The following is a 25921-nucleotide window of genomic DNA, read 5'->3' as shown; positions in this document are numbered from 1 at the left end:
GCACCGAGTGTCTATAGGCTTATAATAAATAACGACAAAGCATAAGACAGAAGAGGCAAAAATGGCAATTCAGTGGTATCCGGGACATATGTATAAAGCCGGACAAGAAATAAAGAAACGTCTGCCAGAAGTAGATCTGGTGATTGAAGTGCTGGATGCCCGTATTCCCTTCAGTAGTGCTAACCCATTGCTTGAAAGACTGGGCGATGGCAAGCCGTGCTTGAAAATATTAAATAAGGCAGATCTGGCTGATCCGCAGTTGACCCAACAATGGCAGACTTTTCTGGAGCGGGATCAAGGTGTCAAAACGCTGGCAATAACCGCTCTGCAAGGTGACAGTCGGCAGCTTATTCTGCAGCTTGCAGAAAAACTGGTACCAGCCAAGTCAGAAAACAGTAAAAAGATACAAGCGTTGATTATGGGGATTCCAAATGTCGGGAAATCAACGTTGATAAATCTGCTCTCTGGCCGCGCCATTGCAAAAACGGGTAACGAGCCTGCTATTACAAAAATGCAACAACGTATCAAAGTGGGTGACCGACTGGTGTTACATGACACGCCAGGCATGTTGTGGCCAAACTTGGAAAACCCTGGCACAGGGTATCGGCTTGCGATAACCGGCGCGATAAAAGAAACCGCCTTTGAAAATATAGATATTGCGCTGTATGCGGTGAGTTATTTAAGAAAAACCTATCCCCAAGCCTTAAAACAACGATTTTTATTGGATACGCTTTCTCATGATGATTTGTTGTTAATCACTGCTATGGCGGCAAAGCGGGGTTGCTTACAGCGCGGCGGCAGTGCTGATTTCGACAGAATCAGCAAGTTAATGTTAACTGAACTCCGTGCAGGAAAAATTTGTCCAGTCACTTTAGAAACCCCTGAGATGATGCTTGAAGAGCAAGCACAACTGGTAAAAATTCGGGCAGAAAAAGCGGAAAAGAAAGCATTGCGTAAGCAAAGACGTGCCGCCAAAGTAAAGTAACCCTTCTTCGGCTGCTAGAGGGCGAGCTTAGCGGGTTAAAAGGAAAACGGACATGCGATTATTGATGTTACTGCTGAGTTTTGCTTTGGCTGGTTGTGCGATGCAACCAGCAAATCCCTGGCAGCCCAGAGCGCAGGATATCTCATTAAATGATGTGCTGAATTCACCAGACAGTAACTTGCAAGCCCCGATTCTTTGGGGTGGTGTGATTGTCGATATCAGCAACAAACCGGATGGTGCAACACTGACTATTGTGGCGTTTCCATTAAGTCCTGATGGCAAACCCCTTACCACGCAATCCAGTGCGGGTCGATTTGTGGTCGAGTCAGACGGATTTCTGGATCCTCTCATTTATGCTCCGGATACCTTAATTACCGTCACCGGAAGCGTGTCAGCGATCAGGCATATCACTATTGATCAGAAAACATTAAGCGTTCCGTTAGTGGTACTTAAAAACGCGAAAGTCTGGCCCGAAAAATATGCGGATAGACGCAGACCTTATAATCCAAAACATGATTTACCGTTTGCTGGATATGGTTACTACGGTACGGGTTCTTTTTCGCCTTAAATGACCGGAATTTAACGGTCTTTACCTCACAAATGAAAATGATTTGCATTTAGATTATCTGGTGATCTATACTCAATCTCCATGTTGAGTGCCGATCGCTGAGGGTCAATCTTATGCCGTTTCGAAATGTATTTCGTAAACGTCAGGCCGTGCGCCTGGCTTTTCGTCCAGATAGGTTAGAGGCGCTTATCCGTCAAGGTAAGCTGCACGCCGCTGATTTTAATTGCTTAGATGCTTCTTCTAAACGAAGTGTCTGGAGTATGTTGCTTTCTGCTGCTGCACGCCGCACCGAGATGTAATCATGTCGGTGTTAAACGAGCCAGCATGGAGCTGTGAAGTGATGCAGGCAGCCATAACAGAATTGGAAACACGCTACCGCCAACAAGCCAGTGCCTGTCTGGCATTACAAATTTCACGTAACTACCGGTTATTGACCGAAATGGATGCGCATCCGTTAAAACAACGGTTGTGGCAGTCACTTTCTCGACGCTGGTGGTTGAGTTATCAATTACATCGGGGATCGCGACTCAATTGCGAAACCTATGAAATGTCCTTGTAAGGAGAAATGAATGGCTGCAACGAATAGTTGTCGTCCGGAAACAATTTTTAGTTCACCGGGTTGTGAGGTGCAGTATTGTGCCGATTGTCAAATGGTTCACCTGAATATGGGTGCGTTAACATTGCGAATGTCAGAACAACAATTTGCCAACTATGCCATTGATATCAGCAAGGCCATGTTCAGTCTACGGCAACGTGAAGTGGCCACCACCCATCAGCCGGCACAGTACGTCATGTAATGATTCCTTCGTGCCGGCTGTTTTGCTGTAACCGCTCCAACCGGCACGTCTGATCAGCTGGGCGTAAGCCTAATGTTGTCTCGAAAGCCGAGCGATTATCTACTTCGATTGACGCGTTTGGGGGCGCATGTAACGCTGATAATTGAGCAGACTGGGTTTGCATGTATTAAATAAGGCTAGGCAATTGAGCACAGTGACGGAACAGAATATGGCGTTTTTGTATAGTAAAACGGTGCTCTGTTTCCTGTCTTTTCTCTCCAGATTCGGTAAAATGGCTGTTCAACAACAAGCCTTAACATCTAACGCCCTAATGAAAATATTGGCTTCATCGCTGCTCAAGTGGTTGCTGCTTTTAATGACTGGCCTGCTGATCGTGTTCTGGCTGGGTAGTGCGATTCTGTTAAACCATCAGAGTTTCCTTGGTCTCGACAAAGTGAAAATCAGCACTGCCTGGCTCAAGCAGCATTATCAGGTGGGTGAACTGCAGGCAGATAAAGCCTATGTCTTGGCGGGGCACGTCATTGTCGGCGTTAATGAAAAGCTCTACGTCAATGCGCAGCCCTTATTGAATTTACCCAGACCACTGGTCGGTGCTGTCGCGTTGGAAGATCTGCTCGTGCTGGCAACAGATGATGCATTGATCTTGCTTAATAAAGAAGGCGAGTATCTGGATACGCTTGGCGCTGCTGCCGGTATTCCGCCACAAATCCAAAATATTGGGGTGCATTACAGCGAACCGGTGCTGCAGACCTACACGGGCATGTGGCGCGGTAACTTTCTTCTCGATCAGTGGGAGTTGATGTCTTTACAAGGGGTCAGTTGGAGTCAGCCTGAAACCATGTCTTCAGCCAGTCGTAAAGCGATGGAAGTTCAATTGTACGGTGATGGTATTCCGATTAATCGCGTGCTCACCGACTTGCATACGGGGCAATTGTTCAATGGTATTGCCAGATTTTTCATTGATGTATGGCTGCTCTTGCTAATCGTCATTGCCTTCCATGGTATGTTTGGATTAGCAGGTAAGTTTCAGCGCCGCTAAATTGTGTCATGATGTCGGTATTGAGGAGGAAATTTTGCGTCAGACCGACTTTCCGTATTTGCCCAAAGATTTCATCGAAACCGATGAAGGGCTGGTGTTTGCGGTCATTTCCTATCATCCCCATCAGCAGCATATTGGTTGTTTTTTGCGATATGTTAAGCAAGATGGACGTTGGCAGAAAGTCGATACAGACACGGCAAATCGATTGCTGGAAAGACACTATCCTGACTATCTGTATCAATCTGCGCAGTTTGATGCGGCTTTTCATGCCGTTAGACCGGACAATGTCGTCCGGCATTATCGACCTGAAAGTAAACTTGCCGAATTGATGACAATGCTGTCTCAAGACCAATTGACTGATAAACTGCAACGATTGACGGCACTATTTTGTGCGGCGGGTATTGCGTCAGACAAATTGGGTGTAACGGGTTCCGTGTTGATCGATAATCATGGCCCGGATTCTGATATTGATTTTGTGGTTTATGGTAGAGACAACTTTCACCAAGTCAGACAGGTGGTGAAAGAGAGCGTGGCAAACGGTACGCTAAAGCTCTTGGATGAGACATTGATGCACGCTAATTATGAGCGACGACAAAGTTCATTAAACTTTGATGATTTCGCCTGGCATGAGCAGCGCAAATTTAATAAAGCCATGCTGGACGGCAGCAAGTTTGATATTGGCATGGTCTGTTTTGAGTCAGAACTGGAGCCGGAACATCGGCATTTCATGAAGTGTGGCAGCCAGGTGACTCGGGCCCGGGTGATTGATGATCAAAATGCATTTGATTTTCCGGCCCGTTACAGCGTTGATCACCCCAGAACACCGGAGGTGATATGTTTTACGCATACGTATGTTGGACAAGCGTTTGCTGGAGAGATAATTGAGGTGGCGGGAGCGGTGGAGTGTGACAATGCGGGAAACTGCCGGATTGTTGTGGGGTCATCGCGCGAAGCCGATGGTGAATATATAAAGGTGATAACGAAATTATGACAGTAATGGAGAAAAAGGCTGATATTGGCCTGGTTGGTCTGGCCGTCATGGGGCAGAACCTTGTATTAAACATGAATGATAAGGGCTTCACAGTAGCAGTTTATAACCGGACAACCAGCAAGGTTGATGAGTTTATTAACGGACCGGCCAAAGACACCAATATTATCGGTTGTCATGACCTGAAAAGTTTCGTGGAAACGCTGAAAGCGCCACGCCGGGTGATGTTGATGGTGAAGGCTGGTCCTGTTGTGGATCAGTTTATTGAGCAACTCGTTCCTTACCTCGACAAAGGCGATATTATTATTGATGGCGGTAATTCGTTATTCAATGACAGTGATCGGCGCACCCATGAGCTACACAAAAAAGGCATTTTATTCATTGGTAGTGGTGTTTCAGGCGGTGAAGAAGGTGCTCGGTTTGGGCCTTCCTTGATGCCGGGTGGCAATAATGCGGCCTGGCCCGCAATTAAACCGATTTTCCAGTCTATTGCTGCACAGGTTGACGGTGAACCTTGTTGTGATTGGGTTGGTAATGACGGTGCTGGTCATTATGTCAAAATGGTACATAACGGTATTGAATATGGCGATATGCAATTAATTTGCGAAGCCTACCAGATGATGCGCGAAGGTCTCGGCATGTCAGGTGATGAGATTCAACAGGTCTTTGCAGAGTGGAATACCGGTGTCTTGGACTCTTATCTTATCGAAATTACCCGGGATATCCTGACGGTTAAAGAGCCGGATGGCAGTTTGCTGATTGACCACATTTTAGACACTGCCGGTCAGAAAGGGACGGGCAAATGGACGGGTATGAATGCCTTGGATCTGGGTATTCCACTGACCTTGATTGGTGAGGCCGTTTTTGCACGGTGCTTGTCTGCACAGAAAGAAGAGCGTGTCGCCGCCTCGGAAAAACTTCCTGCTTTGGCAGCCAAGTTTGAAGGTGATACCCAAGAAATGGTGGATGCCATTCGAGATGCCTTATATGCCTCGAAAATTATTTCTTATGCCCAAGGCTACATGTTAATGCGTGAAGCTGCTGCAACCTATGGGTGGGAGCTGAATTATGGTGGCATCGCGTTGATGTGGCGTGGTGGTTGTATTATTCGCAGCCGTTTCCTCAGTAATATTCGGGATGCGTTTGATCGCGATCCCTCTTTGCAAAATCTGTTGATGGATGATTTCTTTATCAACGCAATTACGGAAGCCTTACCAGGTTGGCGTAAAGCGGTTGGTACCGCGATTAGCCTTGGGGTACCGGTACCCAGCTTCTCGAGTGCCTTGTCTTTTTATGATGGTTATCGTAGTGCTCGCTTACCGGCAAACCTGTTGCAAGCACAGCGTGATTATTTTGGGGCGCACACTTATGAGCGTCTGGACAAGCCACGTGGCGAATTTTTCCACACCAACTGGACAGGACGTGGCGGAGATGTGTCTGCCTCAACCTACGATGTGTAAAATTTAGGCTAAATCATCAGCAGAGCAGATCTTGCTCTGCTGATTTTCTTTATGGCAACGCCAAGTTCTCGAAAAACCTTGTTGTTGATGCGGCATGGCAAAGCTAGCAACAATAGCCACTATGCTGATATTGACCGTCCTTTGACCCGTATGGGGGAAGATCAATGTCGACAAATCGCTGACTGGTTAGGAAGTCATGTCGGTAAGCCCGACTACTGGTTAGTTTCACCGGCACTGCGAACCCAGCAAACTGCTGATATTGTCAGTCATCGTTTACGATGTCACCCTCGTGCCTCAGTGAGTCCAATTTCTCTCTATTTAGCTGAACCGACCAGTTTGATCGGGAGTCTTCGGCAGTTACCGGATACGGTTCAGACTGTGATACTCGTTGGTCATAATCCGGGGCTGAGTGAGTCATTACGACTACTGACAGGGGGAACGATGCTGGAGAGTCTTTTGCAGCCTGCCAGTTTGGCAGTGATGACATTGGATGACGCTTGGTCGAGACTAGGCAGTTCGCCATTGCGGTTATATCAAGTCAAACATGCTAGCTGACAATGTCAGCATGATTATTGAATGATGGAAACGGCTTTTACCTGCGCATAAACGGATTGTCCAATCTGGCAATTAAGCTGATCGGCGGATTTTTTTGTGATGCGACTGAGAAGATACGTTGTCCCGATCTGAAGGCGCAGTAAAACCTGCGCATCAGAAACGGGCCGGATATCAGTAATCCGCACCGAAAAGCTATTTAAAATACTGCTGTTGATAGGGCGGGTAAGGCTGATGCTTACATCCGTTGCATTGATTCGCAAGCGAACTGCGGTGCCAATGGCTAACAGCTTTGTGATAAAAAAATCGTCATCACCAAATTGCAGACGCGATAACCCATATTGCGAATCATGACTGATAACAAGGGTATTAATAATGGCAGCGGCATTATCTGCTCTGGCCAAGGGCGAGTCCAATGAGGTGAGAATCGTCTGACTTGAGCCATAAGCGATAGACCGTCCATGATCTATCAGCATAATGTTATCGCTCAGGCGGGCGACCTCAGCTAAATCATGACTGACGTAAAGCATGGTTATTTTCAGTTGACGCTGAAACATTTCAATATAACTCAGAATTTCAGCCTTATGGGCTTCATCCACTGCGGCAAGCGGCTCATCCAATAATAGCACTGACGGTGATGTCATAATGGCTCTTGCCAAGGCGACACGTTGGCGTTCGCCACCAGAAAGCGTCTGTATACGCCGCGACAGCATTGAGGAGAGTCTGAGTAGTGCAATAGTATCGTCAAAAGAAGATCGGCGTTGTGAGACAGGTAGTCGCTTCAGACCAAACCGAATGTTTTCTTCTACAGTCAGGTGGGGAAGTAAACCGGCATCCTGAAAAACAAAGCCGATACGGCGCTGATGTGCGGGCAGGCAAACCGTATCACTGAGCCAGATTTCATTATGGACTTGTATCCGGCCGGTGACATTTTTTTCGAGACCGGCAATGCTCCTTAAAATAGTGGTTTTGCCACTGCCAGATGGGCCAAAAATAGCGCTAACTTTGCCCGTTGCAACGGTTAAATCAAGATCCACGGTGAAATCTTCGCGCGGAATGTTGAGGGTTGTCTGTAAACTCATGTTCGCAACACACTGAAACGCCGATTAAGGCCATAAACCGTCAGTAACATAATCAAAGACAGGATCAGCAATAGTGCGGATAAGGTATGCGCTGAAGTGTAATTTAGTGATTCCACATGATCATAGATGGCGATAGACACCACTTGCGTGCTGCCTGGAATATTGCCACCAATCATCAACACAACTCCAAATTCGCCGATAGTATGGGCAAAACCCAGTACTGTCGCGGTCAGAAACCCTGGTTTGGTGAGTGGAAAAATGACGCTGAAGAATCGATCAACTGGCCCGGCGCGTAAAGTGGCAGCTTGATCTAGGACGTTTGTACCAATGCCATTAAATACATTTTGTAAAGGCTGAACCACAAACGGCAATGAATAAAACACAGAACCAATAACCAGCCCAGTAAAGGTAAAAGCGAGGGGCGTTCCCCCCAGTGTCGTTGTTAATCCACCTATGGGGCCGTTTGGGCCCAACATAATCAATAAATAAAAGCCCAGTACAGTAGGCGGCAGAATCAGAGGTAACGCAATAATGGCCTCAATGACGAACTTATAGCGCCACTGACTGCGAGCCAGCCACCATGCCAGCGGCGTACTGATTATCAGCAGCAATACAGTTGTGACGGCAGCCAACTTGAAGGTCACCCATAATGCAATCAAATCACTCGTCAGCATCGGGGGTTTGATAACCATAACGTTGAATCAAGGCCTGACTCTCAGGTTGATAAAAAAACTGCATAAACTGCCTGATTAATGGCGAATCGTTGAGTTTAACCACTTGCTGCACGATAGGTTCATGACTTTCTGCTGGAATCAGCCAATAGTGGCCTTGATCAGGGGCACCTGGCTGTAGCAGTTGTGACAAGGCGATTAAACCATACTCTGCATTACCGCTTTTAACAAAATGATAGGCCTGACCAATATTTTCACCACGAACGATTCGTTTTTGCAGCGTTTTCCATAAGCCTTGTTGCGTAAGAAACTGTTGTGCAGCGAGTCCATAGGGAGCCAAGTGGGGGTTCGCTATGGCTAAATAACGAAAATCATCCTGCTGAAGTGTCTGACTATTTAGCGGGAAATCAGTAGATAACGTCCACAGTACTAAACTGCCAATTGCATAACTACGCCGGCTACCAGCGATAATACGATTTTCTTGTTCTAATTTGGCCGGTCGATTTGCATCTGCAGCAAAAAAAATATCCACGGGCGCGCCATTCATAATTTGCGCATAAAGCTTACCCGTTGATCCCGTTATCACAATGACAGGTTGTTGGTGTTTCGCCTCAAAGCGTGCTGCAATCGCTTTCAGAGGGAGTGAAAAATTGGTAGCAACGGCAATACGTAGCGATTCCGCTTGCGCGGGCAGGGCAAACACCAAGACCGACAACAAGAAACAGTTCAGTATAAAGTGACGCATGTGACGGGTTTTTCTGAGCGTTTTTGTAACAAGTTTGGACGGTTGATGTTATTCGTCAACATCATCCATGTCGGCTTGCCCCGACAAGCGTCGCCGGATATGTGACCAAGACATGCCCACCGACAGAACCGCCGCTGTCAAAAACAAAACGATATAGGTCAGGCCGGAAAACTTATCAATGCTGAGCAGCCCCAGATCAACCAGCCACCAAATAATGATGGCAAAAAAAGCAAATGATAATAGGAGTCCAAAGCCACCTAACGACCGCAAGGTGGCGCGCAAGTATATTGTCCAGCCAATCAAAAGAATAATGGTGATGAGTGCAAAGGGCGGTGTGAGAAAAACCGAACTGTCAGCAATAATATCACTGGCCCAATGATAGTAACTAAAGCCACTAGGGTTAAATGTTGCAAATACCAAAATTAATGCAAATAAAAAACGTAGCCAAAAACCCCGAGCATTAAATCTTTGCGCCATGTATGCCTCTTGTCACCATGTTATATCAAAGTGACATCATAACGGTTACGGCCGTTTTGACAATCCGTTTTGGTGTGTATTCAGAAAAATCAGGAACGACCGGTCAACTGCGATGAAGGCATACCGAAAAATGCGCCTTGAGAAAAGTCAATGTTCATCGCCAACACTTCTTCCTGTACGGCTTTGCAATGCACAAATTCTGCGACGGTTTTCATATTGAGTCGTTTTGCAAACTCCACGATCCCCTCAGTGACCTGTCTTGCTGTTGGATCTTCGTGAATATGACGGATCAAGCTGCCGTCAATTTTGATGATATCCACATTCAGGCGTTGTAAGTGGGCAAAGTTGGAATATCCGGTACCAAAGTCATCAATGGCAATCTGGCAACCAAAGGCTTTAACCCGATGAATAAACTGGATGACGTCATGATAGTTGGCAATGCCATCTGATTCGAGAATTTCAAAGATGACTTGCTTGCCTAATCCTGTCTCACGCAGCGTATCGGTCAGAAAATCCACTAATCCTGGCTCTTGAACATCGGCACAAGAAAGATTAATCGAAAAGGTAAAATCGGTATCCCGAAAGGTAGCAAAACATTTTTCTATCATGCGCCGGGTCAGTTCTCGGGAGAGGCGCAGTTGATGCGCTAATTCCAGAAACTGGCCTGGGCTAACGATATTGTCTGTCTGATCTACCAAGCGGATGAGACATTCATACTTGTTTATTCGTCCGGTGACATTATCATAGATCGGTTGAAACCAGGGAATGATGCGATCGGCGGTCAGCGCATCACGCAATTGTCGGGATAACCGCATATTCTGCTCATAAACAGCCTCTTGGGAATCAGCCGGATCATAAAACCCATAATTCCTCGATGCGCTTCGCGCTTCGCGCAGCGCAATACTGGCATAGGTAAGCAGTCGATCATCATTAGGCGTATGACGTTTATCATCCTGGCTGGCAATACCAAAAGTGAAATGCAGGGTTAGCAGTTGACCCTGCCAATTTACTGTCAGTCCTTGAAGCTGTTCATGTAGATTGCTGGCCAGTTGCTCTCGTTCGGTCGCTGGCAAGATTGGAAAGATGAGTGCAAACTCATCTCCAGGCAATCGATAAAGCTGCATTTCCATGGGTTGAGCAATACGTTGCAGTTTATCCGCCACGGCAATCAATACACTGTCCCCACACGATTGGCCAAAAAGTGAGTTAATCTCTTTAAAACGGTCAATGTTAATTAGGACTAACTCAACTCGGTCACTGCTTGCTATATCAATCAGCAGCTTAGGTCGGTTTGGCAGATGGGTTAACGAATCAGTGTAGGCTGCGTTCAGAGCTGCCAGTAATTTCAGCATGCGCCGAAGTAGCCAGAAGCTGATGCCCATCAGTATGAGACCAGTAACAATCAGAATATGCTGATTGGTATCACGCATTGGCAACAGGACGGCATCAATTTCATCTTGCGGCGCTCCGACCCCAAACACCATGCCAGCAGGCGTACTGTCAAACCAGAGTAACCAGTCCCTGTTTGCAATGTGAACCTCATCAGTGTTTGGTTCAGGTTGCGCCCTAAGCGTGGGATCATTGGGTAAGTCCAGCGCCAGAATGGCATCAATCAACTCTTGGGCAAGTAGGGTATCTTCATTCAGGTTGAGGCTGGATAAAGATCGATTATTTTGATCCAGTAAAAATGCAAAACCACTATGGGTGACATGTGTCTGGCTGACCATTTCGATAATAGTATCGGCTGCCCAGTCGGTTGTGGCATAGCCAATAAGATTATTTTCAATATCAAACATGGGGCTAATCAGCGCCAGTTTTGCCTGCTGTTCAACGACATCAAAATAGGCGGGAGTCCAATAGACTTTACCGGGAATGGGTGGGCTGTTACCAAGCTGTTCGGAAAGGTGTCGAAACCAGCCTTCTTGCTGGTAATCTTTATCGGCTGATAACGGGGCACCAACATGACCATTGTCTAAGTGATAACCCAAGGCCCCAAAGTAGGCTGCCAGATCGGATTTAAACCACAGGTAACCACCAGACGCGCCCTCAAATCCTTGCAGGTGTGCTTTCACCGTGTGATCGAGTTGATCCCGGAGCCGGGTTTTGGCGATAGGCTCATTGCTGGTTTGTGTTAAACGCCAAAAGCTTTCTCCTACTTGGGCTAGTGTCGTGTTGTAGCTTTGCAGCGCATTTTGCCGATGTTCAATTCTGGCGAGTCCCGCTTGGAAATTATCTTTTATCTGCTCACTACGCAGACCAGATAACGTTTTTTCCGAAAAATTCAGATTCAAGGAAGACAACACCCACATGCCAGTAAACATCAGCAATACCAGCAAAACGATCAGCCATAACAAGCTTTGTCTGGCATGATCCTTAAGTAAGGCAGGCATACCCGATTTCAATCGTGAAGGGAGTGCCAATTTCAGGGGATAACCTCAGTGGTGGCTTTTTTTTCAAGTAACTTTATCGCCTCAGGATGACCTGATTCGGCGGCTTTCTGATACCAGTAATTGGCTTTATTGAGATCTTGCGATGTGCCTTGTCCTCGCGCATACAGAGTCGCTAACAGAAAGCTGCTATCCGCAGAGGCAGGCGCGGCTTTTTCGGCCCATGAAATAGCTTCATCATACCGGTAGAGTGCGTTCAGTATTTTTGCCATTTGATATTGCGCCGCCGTATCGCCTGCGGCAGCCAACGGCTCACAGGTTTTTATTGCTGCGCTGTAATTTTTGATGCTGGTCAACAGATAACACTTTTCAAGCTCGGCCGAAGGCGTAGAACTCGTTGTTGCATTGTTTTCAGAAGAAAGCGACTCACTTTCGTTCGCCACCGTGCTGTCTTGGTCTGTTGGTTCAAGTCGTGCTGCATAAGCAGATACTTCAGCGGGGCAGGAAAACTGATAACCAGATTGGTATCTGGCAACCGACTCAGCGGTAACAGGGCGGTTATCATATTCTTTGGCAATAACCTGACAACGTCGGTCTCGTTCTGCTTTGACAAGTTTTATTGAGGCTGACAGATTTGTCTGATCAGCATGCGTTTTCAGATACTGTGTCAGCGGGTCAATATAATCTTGCGCAAACAAATCGCGCACGGTTTGCGCGTCTTTTAGATCTGAAAAAGCATCACGTTCAGGTTCCGTGATCTGCGTGTTTGTCTCTTGGTTGGCATCCGGGCCCGGTTCAAGTGTGACTGCTGATTGCGTTGATGTGGTTTGTTGTTGAAAAAAGGTACAACCAGTCAGCATCAGGCAAACGGTTGCCAATAGCACCAGAGACACGGGGAAATGAGTCGGCTGTGATTTCAGAAAATTACCCTGCGTTGCAACAATCAGATTCCATATAATCTGACACACCTTTTTATATTTCAGCAAATCAAATTGCTAAGCAATTATTTTTGTCTGGTTTAGCGCTGTTTATCGGCTCTGACAGCTGTTTTTTTTAAGATACTCAAGCGAGAGGCAGACTCGCTTAATCCATCCTAAGAGAAATACCGGCATTCAACGCCGTTAAGCATAATTTTGCTCTAAAATCGACTCGTTAGGCTATCCCGTTGCGAAAAGCTGCTGAGGTGATCTCGCAGCGAATAACTCAGCGCACATGCTGCGATGATTATTCCCACTCGATTATCAATAAGAGGTTTTTATGTTTTATTTTCAGTAGGTTAGGGTTTCGTGTTTGACTGATACCATGAAAAATACCATGCTCAGAAAATGCTGAAAAATAGTTACCTCCGTGCCTGAAGGTTTGTAGTTCGCCACGCTGCCCGACCCAACCCCCCTCAAGAAGCAATACTTTTTGTTTGAAATATAATAGCATATTGCTATATTAGAACGCATGGGAAAAGTGCAGTACAGCAGAAAAGCAATTAAAGGACTTCGGAAACTACCCGCAAACGTTGCTGACCAGTTCCGTACTGCATTTCAGGAAATAGCTAATAGCCGAGGCCATTGGGAAGTCAAAAAACTGGCAGGACGCGAAGGCTACCGGCTGCGGATTGGCGGGTACCGTGGTATTTACAAAATTGAAGGCGAACAGGTAACGGTTCTTGTGTTGGCTGTTGGCCCACCTGGAGGTATCTACAAATGAGCGCACAGATCATTGAGAACAATGGCGTGCCCGAGTATGCGGTGGTGCCAATTGCCGACTACCAGGCATTAATCGAAAAGGCTGAAATGCTGGACGATGTAGCCGCTTTTGATAAGGCCGAAGCCACACTGGCGGCAGGTGAGGATGAACTGGTGCCGTCTAATATCGTTGATTCGTTGCTGGCCAATGTAAACGCGGTGAAAGTTTGGCGTGAATACCGTGGTATGTCACAGGCTACTCTGGCTGATGCTGCAGGGCTTTCACAGGCGTACATCGCGCAAATTGAGACCGGAAAGCGTGAAGGACGGGTTGATGCCTACAGGGCCATTGCCAATGTGCTGGATGTCAATATAGATGACTTGGTGTAATGATCGGGTTTACGAGATACTTAAACAAAAGTGCTCGTTGACCTTAAAAATAATCTGAAAACTTCATAAAGGCTTGGGCAGCCCGGCAGAATCTTTGATCAAACCGCCTCAGCTCATACCTTGTCCCTACCAAAAACTCCATCCATTAACAGCTCCCTCTTCTATTTGATCGAATAATTTGCCTGTGAACAGCTGCCAAAATTTTTGGAGACGTATCGATCATCTACAGTGACATAAATCCACGCAATTATTGTTGGCGACCATGGGCAGATCGTCGCATCATCTGAGCACAGACGCCTTGCTATTGGGCCGGTATTTACAGACCCGCAGTCTTGGCAAACAAAAATCAAGCTGCGCGTCGGTACTCTGTCGCAACAACGCCTGGTTCAAAAAACATAGCTGGTATGCAGATGAACTCGTCGAGCTGAAACGGCCGGTTGGTCCGCTGCTCAGTTAAGAACTGAAGGCTCTACTTCTCGCCATTTGCTATCGCCACTCTTTCTAGTTGCGCAGCATTATGTTCGTCATACATGCCTAATAAATTTGCCTCAAACTGCACTTTCTCAGGCGTATTGCAGGACAGCTTGCTCATGAAGGCGCTAGTGGCTGCCGTGACGTCTGATACTGTCAATCGTTCTTCGTCGCCATGCATCCGATTCAGAATGCTGTCTGAGACCTCAGCTTGGTAAGGATCTGCTCGGCTTATGGGCACGAGTCTCTTATAGAGACGCTCTGGCACGGTATGCCTGATGGTATTCGAAGACGTCACCCGCTCTGACTCAATACCTAAGCCGTAATCGGTTTTGGTAATCGCTATCCAAGGGATGGAAATTGTTTTCGGATTCGGCCCCATACATTGCGAAAACGTATCGTCATAACGGAAGAGATAGGTGACGTAGGCGGCAGGTAAAAGGCTTTGATTGGCGATCCATTCATCCATGGCAGCTCTTTCGCGCTCTGTCAAAAATCCTTTCCCTGACAATAAAGAGCTCAAATCCTGATAGGCCCGGTTTCCATCTCCCGTCATGGCCTTGACATAGGGCGCCGCGAAACGACGATCAGACACGGCCACCTTATTTGGCAGGTTTCGATAAATCGCCTCGACATAAGCGCCACCTGTTGGCAAACCCTGGACCAACTGCGCATCTTTACCCTGTAGCTCTTTGTCATCAAAAGGATTGCTCGTTGGAGCCACCGACGCATACATGCTTTTCTCGGGAATGCCCTCGCGGGTCAGTTTTACTGTGGTGAGATACTGCCTCAAGACCGGCGTCAAAGTAGACGGCATTAACGTCGCAGCAGTTTTGGGAGAGGCCGTTTTGCGATCAATCGCAAGCTTACCAGCCCATTGGCGATCACCCGCAAGGGTAAATTGACCATAAAGGCTGGATTGCGCCATGACGTCCTCAGAACCGCCGCCGCAATTTTCAGACATTAATTCAGGATAGACTTTGGAATGCTCTGTTATCTGCCCTCCATCCGTCTGAATATAATATCGGCTAGTGCTATATCGTGCGGTTACGGGGCGAGGATGTTTGTCAGCGATACGAATATTTACGGGCAGAACACAATCGCGCACTGGGTCATGGGCAAAACCGTCATAGATTCTCTCCGCATACGAGCTGCCCTTTGTCTCATATAAAACGAGGTCGAGCGATCGGTTTTGCGCCGCCAGTCGCCATGGCCCTTCGAGGTTTGCAGTGGCGGGGATATTGCTCGCGGCTTCACGCGCTTTTTGAATACGGTCACGTTCTTCCTGCCGACGTTGCGCAGCAGGTTTTTTCATTTCAACACCCGCTTGCCCAAACAGGTCTTCCAACGTGCTGCTCATCTCCTTCATCGATTGAGCAGATGCAGCCACAGGTGCCAAACCAAGTGAACTTGAGGCAATCACAGCAAAGAATATTTGATAGAAGATATTGCGAGTGGTAAGTCTCACGGTCGCCACATTTCTGAAGATTGATACAACATGAGTATACCCGATTGGAGTGGTCAAGTGGTTTTTGACAACCCAGTTACGCCGCGACATTTGCTGTTCGGCGGGTGTTGACACGTTTACGACTTTCAATGTGGACCAAGAATTCTGGGCTAGGTCACACCGTTGGGCTCGCTATACTTGCAGTGACTTTGACTTGACCGTCACGGCGTTCGAAGACCTCAACATCGATAACAAATGTTCATTATTGCGGCCCGGTATGCGTAACACCCAAGGCCTCCAGTCGGCTGGTTAACAGCGCAATGGCTTTGGCATAGCGTTGCGACAATGATGCGGCCTGGGCATCGGGTAAGTCACGAAGGCGCTCAGGGTCAGTATTGTCCAGCAGATCGCAAAGCTTCACTTGCATTGCACCTACTGTCCCCTGCTCCGCCAACCACTCGATACGTTGCGCATAGGTGCGGTCATCATCCGGGTTCTTGGTCAGCGCACTGACGATGTCAATGGTATCGTCCGAATAACCCCGTTGGTGCAGGTCATCTGCGGTGATACCGCAATCTTCCATCACGTCGTGCAACAGGGCAGCGTGGCGGACATCCTCTCCCGCATCGGGAAACAGCGCCTGCAAGCGCATATGTACACGCAGCGGATGCTGGGCATAGGCGTGGCCAGCCTTGTCGGTTTGCCCGGCATGCAGTTTGATGATCCAGGAAACCGTGTCATGTACGCGTCGTTCTCTTGCCCAGCGATCCCATGTCTCATCCGTGACCTTGTCGTCATCAAAAATGCCATAGACATCGAGTGTATAAATCTGGCCGGCAAGATCCGCATGGAAGTCCTCGTCGACGCCGGGCAGGCCCTTGCCCTCGGTATCGGTGACACACTGGGTCAGCAATAATAATTCATCCCTGAATAACAACTCGACAGGGGGTTCTCCCCAAACGTTTTCCATCGCTTCGCTCAAGGACTCAACCTTCTGCGGACGACGTTCTTCTGGGCCAGAAATAAGGTAATGCAATTCCGTAGCCCAGTAGTGATTAGCGCAATACCGCACAATTGCCTTGATCGCCGCCCATTCCTCGATGGAGGCATCGACGGCGGCGAAGGCATAGTCTGTGCGTTCAATGGTGATCATAGCCCTGACCTCAGACACACTTACTGTTTGGTGGAGAGGCTTTCAGCTCTTTTCATGGCACTCTGACCGCGCGACTTGTCGCTGAAATAGGCCTTGAGCAGTGCATCAACCTCATCAAAGGTAGTGAGAGATAATGCCTGGTTTGCCGTCACAGCTTGCTCCAGCGGTTTACTGGCCTTTTGCAGCTGCTCCAGCGCGTATTCATAATAATCAATCTGGCGTCTGACCCGCTTGCCATCGCCATGGATATCTCGATGCGAGTAGGCCAGATTCAGCCCGATATCCGCGGCCGTGATGTACAGTTCGAGCCAATCGGATTCCCTGGCTAAGACCCGCTTGTTCTCTGCTTCCACGATATTACTAATCGCTTCACGGGCATCGGGGTTATCGTTATAGGTGAGCCAGTTCCGGTAGGCTGTATCGCGAACCAGCTTCAAATGACCCGCATCATCAATCTTAAAGTTCAATTTATCCGGATTAATCCGTTCATCGGCAATCCTCCCCTCTTCAGGCCTGAATTTCAGCACCAGCAGCTGCTTTGAATGCGGGTTGGCGTTGGGAAAATCAGGGCATATTTGCTTAATCTTAGGAATAATGGTGTTCTGTAAATACGCGGCAGGATTGGCAGCCAGCAGCGAGCTTTTTACCTGGTCATTCTCGTATTCAGCAATCACGCTGACATACGCGTGTTGGCACCAGGCTTTGCCGGCTGAATAGAAATGAGAGTGTGTAACCAGCCCCGGCGCTCTGTGGAGAACGTAATCAGTAAATTCTGGGTAGTCGTCGACCGATTTTTTAGCCCGGCTCACAGCAGCGGGGTTCGGCTTGGGCTGATCCCTGGCACCGCACAGTACCGGCAGATCATCCCACTTGCCGCTACTAAAATCACCGTAGACCGGAAAAAGATCGTCCCATGACACCATCTTGCGCTGGTCCCGGTCATACCAGGAATTGTGCCCCCTTAAGCCCATGTAAGGCGCATCACCAGCGAGCTGACGATACTCCTCGGCAGTGAAGTTGTGGTTATCCTGGGATTGAAAGGCTTTGTAGCTAATCACCCCAGGTAGCGTGGAACAGGACGGCCGCTTATCCGGATCAAGGTATTGCTTGAACGGGATAACAAAGACATTGCCGTATTCGGTGGTGATGATGTCCTGTGCGTGCGCGGACGATATGCCCACTACCGCAGCCATAAGGTTTAACAGTAGCTGCCTGTGCCAACGAAACATTGTAGGGTCCCTCATTCTGGTTAGTGGGCGAGTCGGAATCCGCCTCTGGCCATAGGGTAACTGCCAGCCATGAGCCTCTAGCAACCAAAACCCGATAGCGTAACCGCATGGCCGGAAATTCGGGCCATTGGGCCCATGAAACCGTCAGGGTCATACCCGACTTCGACAACAGCGTCGCCAGTCTTGCGGTGAAGTCCAGCGGGTTTCCTTTCCATATGTATGAAAACGATAACTCGGAATTACCTATGCTGCCGGGTTTTAAACCCCACCCTGCCGTCGAGGGGTTACGACTCGTAATGTTGCGATGTTATACTCGTTAGTCAAGTATCGGAGTCTAGGGAAATTGCGAACGATGACCCAAAAAATAGTTCTGACGTTGATCTTTTTCGGTCTGCCAATCAGTGCTACTTACGCCAACACAGACTGCAACATCGAACAACTGGCAGGCGAATACAAATCAGCTTACGGGGCGATGGAGTGTGGGGCGGCTTCAGGCCGACTTGATTGCTGCTACGGTAATGTTCGCTCGTGTGATAAGAAACTGGAGCTTACGCTATCCTCGCGCGGTAACGAGCTGACGGGCAAATGGATTGAGGGGAGCCAGAACGGGGCAGCACGGTTTACCGTCACAAGAGATTGCAGCGTAAGTGACGGCTTCTGGGGTAATGGTCGACGCGCCACCTCGCCCTGGTCGGTTGCACGCGTGGGACAAGCAAAGAAAGCACCCGCTCCGACCCAAGGTACTGCCAAGGCCACGGTCAGCCGACCTGCCCCTGCTCAATCCATTAGCTCATCATCAAGCTCACAGTCAGATACCGCCACTGGAATGCGCATCGAAAGTGCTCTCGCCGCGCTGGGATACGACCCGGGCCAGGTGGATGGCGTAATCGATGGGAATACCCGGCTTGCTATTGTCGATTGGCAGCGCAAGACCGGGCACAACGCAACCAGGGGGTTGTCGACGCGCCAGCTGGAGTATATGGAAGAGCAGGCGGTCGAAGCACGTGCGCTTGCTGAGCGCCGCGCCCAACTCGAGTCCATAAGCCCGCTGGCTCGCTTTAACAGGCGTGTAGAGCGCAATGAAGCCGTCGTCCTGTTGGATACGAAAACCCGCTGCGAAGAAACAGGCGACCCGCTGGTCGTTATCGCCGAGAGCGAAGCGGCCATACCCGAGAGTGGCCGCGTGCTGGGTGCTTTGCAGAACGCCATCAGCTCCATGCGTTCCGAGTGTCGCAGAAACTGGCGGCGTTTTGACGTTCCCGTCTACACACCGGCAGGTGCAAAGCTGAGCGAACGCTACATGTATATGTACAAATCAGGCGTGATCCTGCCCTACTCTGTTCTTACCGCAGAATATCTGGATTTTCTCAGCAATGACCCAGGGTACCCGTTTGCCCGGGTGGCTCCCCCCCTGATCAATATAGCCAGTGGCTTGTGGGAGCGGGAATTTACCCGCGGCGGCTGGTCTCAGTCCATGGGTGGCGATGCACATTGGCAAACCATCGCATTTCAGTTCGCGCTGGCGGATGCACAACTGTGCAAAAACCAGGTCGGTAAGACCGTAACCTACAAACACACTATTACGCAGCAGGACGAATATACCGTGGATACCACTACGGTCACCTATGAGTTTGATGCAGACTGGGAGCCGATTATTCTGCAGATACTTGCAAACGGAAACCACATCGGCATTCCCATGGGCACCGGCGCCAAGCACCTGATCCGGACTTTCGGATGTGATTCAGAGGAAGTGGCCCGCCTGCGGCGCAACCCGATTACCGTGGTGGCAAAAACGCTGGGTATGCCATTGCCGCCCGGCGCAGGACACGTTGAGCAGTAAAATATACTCCGAGGAACAGCGGCGGCTACTGGTCGAGATAGATTTGCAATATCTCGATCAGAGTTGCCATTGGGGTCTTCGCTGATCGCAATGTCAGCCATGCGCCGGCAGCAGCGCTCAGTCCACAGCCCGCGCCGTACAGTGCGCATCTTTACGACATAACCTCACACGTCAGGGAACACCGATTGGGCCAAATGATCTACTGATTGCTGCACATGCCCTTGCGAATGACCTTACGGTGGTGACTGCAAATATCGGTGAATTCTCGCAGGTTCCTGGACTGAAAATAGACAACTGGTTGCAGAACTAGCCATCGACGCCAGACTTGACCGTGGAGAGAAATCTTCGTGACTGCTGTCGAAAATAATCATTGACAGTCTTCCCAGAAAAAACTGTCCACTCTCGATTCGCTGAGAAATATGTCTTTGTCGTTAATACCTGCAGTTGCTAGTCGGTGCCAGACATTGCCTGTCAGTGCCGGTCACTCCCACTCGATTGTAAATAAGCATTTATTTTTCTTATTTTTCATACAGTTACAAATCGCCATATTCCAAATACCACGAAAAATACCATGCTCAGAAATTACTTGAAAATAATTTCATTTTTTACTGGTTAGCCCAGCCTTAAAGGGCAAGCACCAGAACAACCGAGTGTCCCCTATGGATGGGGTTAGCAAAAAACTCACATGCTGACGATGTTACAACATCTCTCCCCTTAGCGCCTCAAAGGGATCTCAGTCATTCTCGACAACAATGGCAAAATGCTCAGAGCGCTTCCCGGGGAGGCCGTCTTTGCGGAATCGCGTTTCCTGGCCGCCTGCATCCCGCTTGAGATCTAGTCGCTGTTCTTCTGTACTGACCCGCGCATAACCAATAACGCTCAAATTCCGCCCCTTTAATTTCGTTCACACTTAGTTTCCACGCAAAATAGATAAAAAAGATCCTTTTTGTTATGGTTTTCATATTTTTTTTGATGATGAGTGCACTACCGCAGTCTACGGGGTTCGAAAGCCCCCGCCTCAACACATCCCGGCAGGCTAAAAAGGATCCATTTCCGATCTCGTATAGGAATGGGCGCACCGCAAGACATTAGAAAACCTAGCGATTTAAGTGAGGATCGAACCTATGACAAGGTACGGCGATAGTATTGAAAGGATTCAAGCAACCCTGACACTGATGGTATGGATGGCGATCCTGTTTCTGCCCCTCTCACTCCAGGCGGCAACGCTAGAAGAAAAACGTGCCACAAGACTGGAACGGATGGGTGTGATGATCGGGCGCAGCGATAATTACGAGGTCTATTCAAATCAAGCGGAATTCAACAATGGCAAAGCGGTTTGCTCTATAGGATTAGCCGTTGCTGACAGGGCAAAAGCCGAAGCTGAATTCAATACCCGCCAAGAGGCTTTACGCCTCGCCCATGAACCAGAAGAGAGGCGCATTCAACAAGCTCTCACGGATATCGGGAATACGTTAAGAAGCCAAAAACTGAGTGGGCCAGAGGTCAAACGGTTGACAGAGGACATGGCCAGATTGATGGAGGAAAATAAAGACCTCAAGGCGCGCTATTTAGAACAAACAGACGCAATAGATGCATCGCGGAATGCTGCCATATCCAAGGCTGGTGCAACCAAAGTCGATTTCAATATACTTCATACACCATCTCATCCTACGCAAACAATATTGCCATTTTCCGGCGATCAACCCGATAACAGGTTTATCAAGAGCCTGAACGATATCGTCAGTTTGTTCCTGGGCACATGCGGCAAGACCAATGGAGCCTATAGTTCTCACTATTATAAAAATGCATTCCGCTACGGGGAGAGTGACAAGCCTGTTTTATCTTTTGGCTACGAGGTCGAAAACAACCGGCTGAACTTCAATCGCTGTGATACACCGGCTTGCCGTGCTATCAGATCATCACGGGGCATCACTGCTGATCCGCAGGAAAACCCGGAGCTAACCCTCGCGGGCTTTATCAAGGGCGAACTGCAAAAAGCCGAAAGTGCCGGAGATTACCGGAAAGCATTCGCTTATGAAGCTGGGCGTCGCGAGGGCATCGTCTACAAACTCGATCCCTATTGGGGGCGCTATGACGGGTTTGATATCGCCCGGCGCATCTTCGAGGGAGAGTTTGGCGAGTACCGCAATACACCGGAATTCAAAGCTTTCTACACTGGCTTGGCCATGTCCTATTCCAAACGCTGCAAAGCCCATGTAAAGCAGTGGCAAACTTTCGAGCGCAATTACGATGCTTATGAAGGCACGGATCATAATCTCGACGGATCGAGAACCATCCATACCTCGGAGCAAACCAAGACCTACCGGATTGATGCACGGTTCGGCGCGCACTGGGCGCAGTTTGACTCCGACCTCAACAGGGCCGTTCTGGATCAGGGTATCTTTCAGGGCTTCGGGCTTGTGCTTGGCCTGCGCGGGGAGATGGAAACTTTCCTCAAGACTCATGCATGTGACAGCGCGACTGTCCGTCAAATGACAGATAACTTTATCCGCGCGGCAAACGGCCAGCCATCGGTGCAGCAGGCCGGGCTGCGTTTTGCCGGAGCGGCAACGGAAAGCGATGCACCCACAAAGACAGGAGCACCGCCACCGCCCTTTACCCCTGTCGCGAACGTGCAGGAAGAGAATGAAACCGTCAATGCAGCGGTTGCAGCTTTTGGCGGGGGCGGTCTATTCGGGGAAGACTGGAAAACGCCGACAATGAGCGAAAAGGAATTCAACCGGGAAGTGGATCACGTTACCGGAGAAGGTCAGGATAATTTCAATCGCGCCGCACGCGATGCCGAGCAATCACTGGATGAGCTGGAAGAAGCTACGCGAGAAGCGGCACAGGCCCAATCCCAAAACAGGCAAAACCTTGAGCAGCGCCTGATCGAGTTGATCAAGGAGCGCAATCAAACGCCGGAAAATTCGCAAAGGTACAACGACCTGCAAAACACTATCGAATTCACCATGCAGCATATGGGAATAACGGAAGAACCGACAGTCCCCTCCGAGAACAGGCCGCCTGCCCCCAAAACACGGGGTCAAAGCCAACAACCCCAACAAGACAGCGCACGTCAGGCAACCGCAGACCGCCGTCAGCGTATCCGCCAGATTGACCAGGAAACCGATAAGAAAGTTCAGGCTCTGATACAGGCGCAGCATCAAACGCAGGTCGAAGAGGCCGAAGTGTTCATGAAGCAGATAACCACGGTTTCCGGACCCGAGCGTACCCGTCTGCTCAAAGACTACGAGCAAAAACAAAGAGCCGCTGGCGAACAATTGCGTGAGCAGGTTCAGGCTCTCAGGGCTGAGGCGAATGAGCGCAAAAGACAACTTTAACGATGACAGTTTTAAATCTGTACTCGCCGTTGCAAGTCTCTGCGTCCTGAACGCCGCCTGCTCATCCCCTGTTCCATCGCCGCAAGATGATCAACGCACGAACGGACACGCCCTTGAGATACAGGATGGGGAAGAGCGTTGTTTCGAGATATCTTCAGGCAATGGAAAAGACGGCGCAAAAAACAAGTCCACAACCGTCTGCCCGTTTGTTGATCTCCGCCGGAAATCAGACGAAAGGTGAAAAATGGACGAAGCATTTAGTGGCGTAAAATATTTCATGTTCGACAAAAACTCAATCAAAACCTTGTGGGAAGAAGGCATTATCACCGAGTGCTATCGCATTGAATGTGAAACCAATAAGCTTATCCGTGATGATAGGCTGGCATATTATATAACGATAGAGCTCAGTGATCGGCATGAGATCAGTCAACGTGAATTTGATAATCAAAGCAAGCTTGCTGCAAAAGTAGGATGATTAACCATTATGAATAAAATCAGACAGCTTACTCTACTAAATAGCGGTAAACGAGAAGCTTTTATGTTACTGCACAAGATAACGTTGGCGTTATTAGTTATCCTTTCGCTATCAACGGTAAGCGCAACGGCTACAGCTGCCAACACAACGGGTGAGAGCAATCTCAAAGCAGGTGTCATCAATTATCTACTGGAGCGTCAAAAACAGCGGCTACCCGATGTATTTATCGATGAGTATGCAGGATACCTGACTCAACAACTGTCAGGTTCGCCTTATATTGCCAGTCTTCTGGGTCGCGCTTCGCAGCCAAAAAGCGGCAAGCCATTTGTCAATTTAGGCATCATTGGTGATGCCCGCTATGGCGGTCTCACCCCAGCAACGACCAAGCAAGCCTTGAAAGAGCTAATCGAAAAAATTCAACTGGCCGACCCACTGGCCAACGCCATGTTCTACGATCTCTGGCTTGTTTCATCTCGCCCCGACGGACTCTCTTTGCCAGCCAATATTGAATCCATGCTCTTAGCCCAACGACCTTCCGGAGCGGGTGCCCTGGCCAATATTGCACTGATTGACGGCAATGCAATGCTCAGTGATTTGATTCAGAATTTCACACCAAAAAACCAAAGGCGCCCAGCTTATATTGCAGCAGATGGCTATCGGCAGCCACTAGGCGATGTTTATTTTATTAAGGCAGAGTATTTTCCGGATAACGGTGATACACACTACACCGAACAGCATTGGTTTTGGTATGAATCACCCCCCAGTTTTTGGCCAGAGTTAACGGCAGAATTAACCACCGTGGATTTTAATAGAATCCATGAGAGAGTTAATTTACCACCAGCTTATGTCAAGAATATTGTGCGTTCCTCCGGCCCTTCTCTCCGGTTTACCTCACATGGCCTACTTAAAATAGACGATCCCTTTCTCAAGGCTCCTGGCCTGGAAAGTGATTTGTACACGCCTTCAGTAAAAGTTCAGTCACTACTGGGTTACGCCATGGTTCAACCTTTGCGCAACAAGCGTGATTATTTTTTGTATTTCAATGACTTTATCAATGCCTATAGTGAGCGTTGCTCCAATTTTATCCAAAATAAAGTGCGCTACACTACTCGCGCAGATCAAGTCACCACACAAGGCGGCTTTGAGGTCGGTCGCGTCAAAGGTAAAGAACATACTGTTTATGCCGATGAACGTTATCTACCTTACTACAAGGCATACACACAACGGCTGAATACTATGCTGGCAGGTGACCTGTTTCGATTATTGTCCCGAGGACAAAACAAGGACGCCATTGCCAGCGGCATGTCTTTAATTAATCGCAAAAATGGCACCGTAGAGGCACTTATTGACAAAGGTTGTGACAGCAAAGTCGTGCAAGTTGTCTATCACAATATGCTGTATGAAACCGGGAAAATCTCGGCTGATACTTCACTTCGATATTAAGAGGTCATTTTCCATGATCACCTTTGAAAACCAGCATGATGGCTTCCTGGATATGGATTGCACGCAGGAAGAGTTTGACGCCATTAGAATAATGATCAGCCATGCACTGGCACATTATGATAAAACAGACTTATTTTATGCCAATATAGATCGCAAAGATGTTGAAGGCTTAAAAAAAGAATTAGACATGTTTCATGACTTACCTTTACCACTGGAAGAGAAATATTTTTTCCGTCTCCTGGCCGTTATGGATAGCGCACATTCTTTTATCATTCCAGAAATATCTGAAGCACGGAAAAAAGATATTAATCGACAAATACAAGCGGTCAGTATCGACAAGTTATTTAATAAATTATAATTCCGAATCACACACTTCATCGTCCTGAGGTGTCTTTTCAGGTTTTACCGTACAAAAAATAGGGCAAAGAATAACGGGGCGGTCATCGCCTTCAAGTTGACGGTCACAACAGCTTCTTGGCCCTGTCGCTGACTCAGAAAGTGAAGGTGAAGGTGAAGGTTTGCAAGATACAGCCTCCTGTGACACCGAACGCGGTGGTTTTGGTTGTGGTTGCGCCTCGCAAGCCACCAGGCAAGAGGCTATAAGAGCAAGCAGTACATTAGGAGATAACCGCCAGCCTGTTAGTGACTTTTTTAACCGTTTGCTGTTACTTTCCATTCAATACCAGACCTCAAATTCAA

25 protein-coding genes are annotated in these 25921 nt (G+C 48.5%); 16 read left to right on the top strand and 9 right to left on the bottom strand.

Annotated elements, in window-relative coordinates; genetic code table 11:
• The first annotated feature begins 61 nt into the window (after positions 1–61).
• The 9 genes from ylqF to Q7C_RS13325 all read left to right on the top strand — a co-directional run bounded on the left by ylqF (position 62) and on the right by Q7C_RS13325 (position 6392).
• Positions 62–985, top strand: coding sequence for a ribosome biogenesis GTPase YlqF (ylqF, locus tag Q7C_RS07685; RefSeq protein ID WP_014704170.1), 924 nt, complete (start codon positions 62–64; stop codon positions 983–985).
• Between the two features lie 52 nt (positions 986–1037).
• Complete coding sequence (locus tag Q7C_RS07680; RefSeq protein ID WP_014704169.1) at positions 1038–1553, top strand: Slp family lipoprotein; 516 nt, start codon at positions 1038–1040, stop codon at positions 1551–1553.
• 113 nt (positions 1554–1666) lie between these two features.
• Positions 1667–1852, top strand: a complete 186-nt coding sequence (locus Q7C_RS07675) for a hypothetical protein (protein ID WP_014704168.1) — start codon at positions 1667–1669, stop codon at positions 1850–1852.
• 2 nt (positions 1853–1854) lie between these two features.
• Entirely contained in the window at positions 1855–2112 is a 258-nt protein-coding gene (locus Q7C_RS07670; RefSeq protein WP_041366666.1) for a hypothetical protein, read from the top strand.
• Between the two features lie 10 nt (positions 2113–2122).
• Positions 2123–2350, top strand: a complete 228-nt coding sequence (locus tag Q7C_RS07665) for a hypothetical protein (RefSeq protein WP_014704166.1) — start codon at positions 2123–2125, stop codon at positions 2348–2350.
• Between the two features lie 271 nt (positions 2351–2621).
• Positions 2622–3389 (top strand): peptidase, encoded by a 768-nt coding sequence (locus Q7C_RS07660; RefSeq protein WP_151194746.1) that lies wholly within the window; start codon positions 2622–2624, stop codon positions 3387–3389.
• A gap of 34 nt (positions 3390–3423) precedes the next feature.
• Positions 3424–4380, top strand: coding sequence for a nucleotidyltransferase domain-containing protein (locus Q7C_RS07655; protein WP_014704164.1), 957 nt, complete (start codon positions 3424–3426; stop codon positions 4378–4380).
• The gene (gnd, locus tag Q7C_RS07650; RefSeq protein WP_014704163.1) at positions 4377–5837 is read left to right on the top strand and encodes a decarboxylating NADP(+)-dependent phosphogluconate dehydrogenase; all 1461 of its coding nucleotides are present in this window, start codon (positions 4377–4379) and stop codon (positions 5835–5837) included. Before Q7C_RS07655 ends, gnd begins: the two co-directional genes overlap by 4 nt.
• 51 nt (positions 5838–5888) lie before the next feature.
• Positions 5889–6392, top strand: a complete 504-nt coding sequence (locus Q7C_RS13325) for a SixA phosphatase family protein (RefSeq protein WP_014704162.1) — start codon at positions 5889–5891, stop codon at positions 6390–6392.
• Positions 6393–6406: 14 nt separating this feature from the next.
• Here the strand turns inward: Q7C_RS13325 and modC are convergent, their stop codons facing one another.
• The 6 genes from modC to Q7C_RS07615 all read right to left on the bottom strand — a co-directional run bounded on the left by modC (position 6407) and on the right by Q7C_RS07615 (position 12737).
• Positions 6407–7471 (bottom strand): molybdenum ABC transporter ATP-binding protein, encoded by a 1065-nt coding sequence (modC, locus tag Q7C_RS07640; protein ID WP_014704161.1) that lies wholly within the window; start codon positions 7469–7471, stop codon positions 6407–6409.
• Positions 7468–8163, bottom strand: coding sequence for a molybdate ABC transporter permease subunit (gene modB / locus Q7C_RS07635; RefSeq protein WP_238532296.1), 696 nt, complete (start codon positions 8161–8163; stop codon positions 7468–7470). The genes modC and modB overlap by 4 nt, the downstream gene beginning before the upstream one ends.
• Positions 8132–8887, bottom strand: a complete 756-nt coding sequence (gene modA, locus Q7C_RS07630) for a molybdate ABC transporter substrate-binding protein (RefSeq protein ID WP_014704159.1) — start codon at positions 8885–8887, stop codon at positions 8132–8134. Before modA ends, modB begins: the two co-directional genes overlap by 32 nt.
• 48 nt (positions 8888–8935) lie before the next feature.
• Positions 8936–9364: a DUF6524 family protein gene (locus tag Q7C_RS07625; RefSeq protein ID WP_014704158.1), complete on the bottom strand. Its 429-nt coding sequence runs from the start codon at positions 9362–9364 to the stop codon at positions 8936–8938.
• A gap of 89 nt (positions 9365–9453) precedes the next feature.
• A complete protein-coding gene (locus Q7C_RS07620) occupies positions 9454–11754 on the bottom strand; it encodes an EAL domain-containing protein (RefSeq protein WP_014704157.1) in 2301 nt (766 codons plus the stop codon).
• 32 nt (positions 11755–11786) lie between these two features.
• Positions 11787–12737 (bottom strand): tetratricopeptide repeat protein, encoded by a 951-nt coding sequence (locus tag Q7C_RS07615; protein WP_041366665.1) that lies wholly within the window; start codon positions 12735–12737, stop codon positions 11787–11789.
• A gap of 472 nt (positions 12738–13209) precedes the next feature.
• On the opposite strand from Q7C_RS07615, the gene Q7C_RS07605 reads away from it, so the two are divergent.
• Both Q7C_RS07605 and Q7C_RS07600 read left to right on the top strand, forming a co-directional pair.
• Positions 13210–13452, top strand: a complete 243-nt coding sequence (locus tag Q7C_RS07605) for a type II toxin-antitoxin system RelE family toxin (RefSeq protein WP_187287362.1) — start codon at positions 13210–13212, stop codon at positions 13450–13452.
• Positions 13449–13820: a helix-turn-helix transcriptional regulator gene (locus Q7C_RS07600; protein ID WP_014704153.1), complete on the top strand. Its 372-nt coding sequence runs from the start codon at positions 13449–13451 to the stop codon at positions 13818–13820. The genes Q7C_RS07605 and Q7C_RS07600 overlap by 4 nt, the downstream gene beginning before the upstream one ends.
• Before the next feature lie 469 nt (positions 13821–14289).
• Here Q7C_RS07600 and Q7C_RS07590 read toward each other — a convergent pair whose 3' ends face one another.
• From Q7C_RS07590 to Q7C_RS07580, 3 genes are all read right to left on the bottom strand, one after another.
• Entirely contained in the window at positions 14290–15651 is a 1362-nt protein-coding gene (locus tag Q7C_RS07590; RefSeq protein ID WP_041366664.1) for a hypothetical protein, read from the bottom strand.
• A gap of 349 nt (positions 15652–16000) precedes the next feature.
• Positions 16001–16774 carry a guanosine-3',5'-bis(diphosphate) 3'-pyrophosphohydrolase gene (locus Q7C_RS07585; protein WP_238532295.1) on the bottom strand — a complete coding sequence of 258 codons (774 nt, stop codon included), beginning with the start codon at positions 16772–16774 and terminating at the stop codon, positions 16001–16003.
• A gap of 137 nt (positions 16775–16911) precedes the next feature.
• Positions 16912–18084, bottom strand: coding sequence for a hypothetical protein (locus Q7C_RS07580; RefSeq protein WP_151194744.1), 1173 nt, complete (start codon positions 18082–18084; stop codon positions 16912–16914).
• Between the two features lie 388 nt (positions 18085–18472).
• Between Q7C_RS07580 and Q7C_RS07575 the strand changes: the two genes are divergently transcribed.
• From Q7C_RS07575 to Q7C_RS07555, 5 genes are all read left to right on the top strand, one after another.
• Entirely contained in the window at positions 18473–19960 is a 1488-nt protein-coding gene (locus Q7C_RS07575) for a peptidoglycan-binding domain-containing protein (protein ID WP_014704148.1), read from the top strand.
• A 1124-nt stretch (positions 19961–21084) separates the two neighbouring features.
• Positions 21085–23304: a hypothetical protein gene (locus Q7C_RS07570; protein WP_014704147.1), complete on the top strand. Its 2220-nt coding sequence runs from the start codon at positions 21085–21087 to the stop codon at positions 23302–23304.
• 244 nt (positions 23305–23548) lie between these two features.
• Complete coding sequence (locus tag Q7C_RS07565) at positions 23549–23779, top strand: hypothetical protein (protein WP_014704146.1); 231 nt, start codon at positions 23549–23551, stop codon at positions 23777–23779.
• Between the two features lie 9 nt (positions 23780–23788).
• Positions 23789–25222, top strand: a complete 1434-nt coding sequence (locus tag Q7C_RS07560) for a hypothetical protein (protein ID WP_014704145.1) — start codon at positions 23789–23791, stop codon at positions 25220–25222.
• 13 nt (positions 25223–25235) lie between these two features.
• A complete protein-coding gene (locus Q7C_RS07555; protein WP_014704144.1) occupies positions 25236–25580 on the top strand; it encodes a hypothetical protein in 345 nt (114 codons plus the stop codon).
• Positions 25581–25921 lie beyond the last annotated feature (341 nt).

It is taken from the genome of Methylophaga frappieri (genome assembly GCF_000260965.1).
Taxonomy (GTDB): Bacteria; Pseudomonadota; Gammaproteobacteria; order Nitrosococcales; family Methylophagaceae; genus Methylophaga; species Methylophaga frappieri.
The sequence above is the reverse complement of the archived record's forward strand: the minus strand, read 5'-3'. Positions and strand labels throughout refer to the sequence as shown.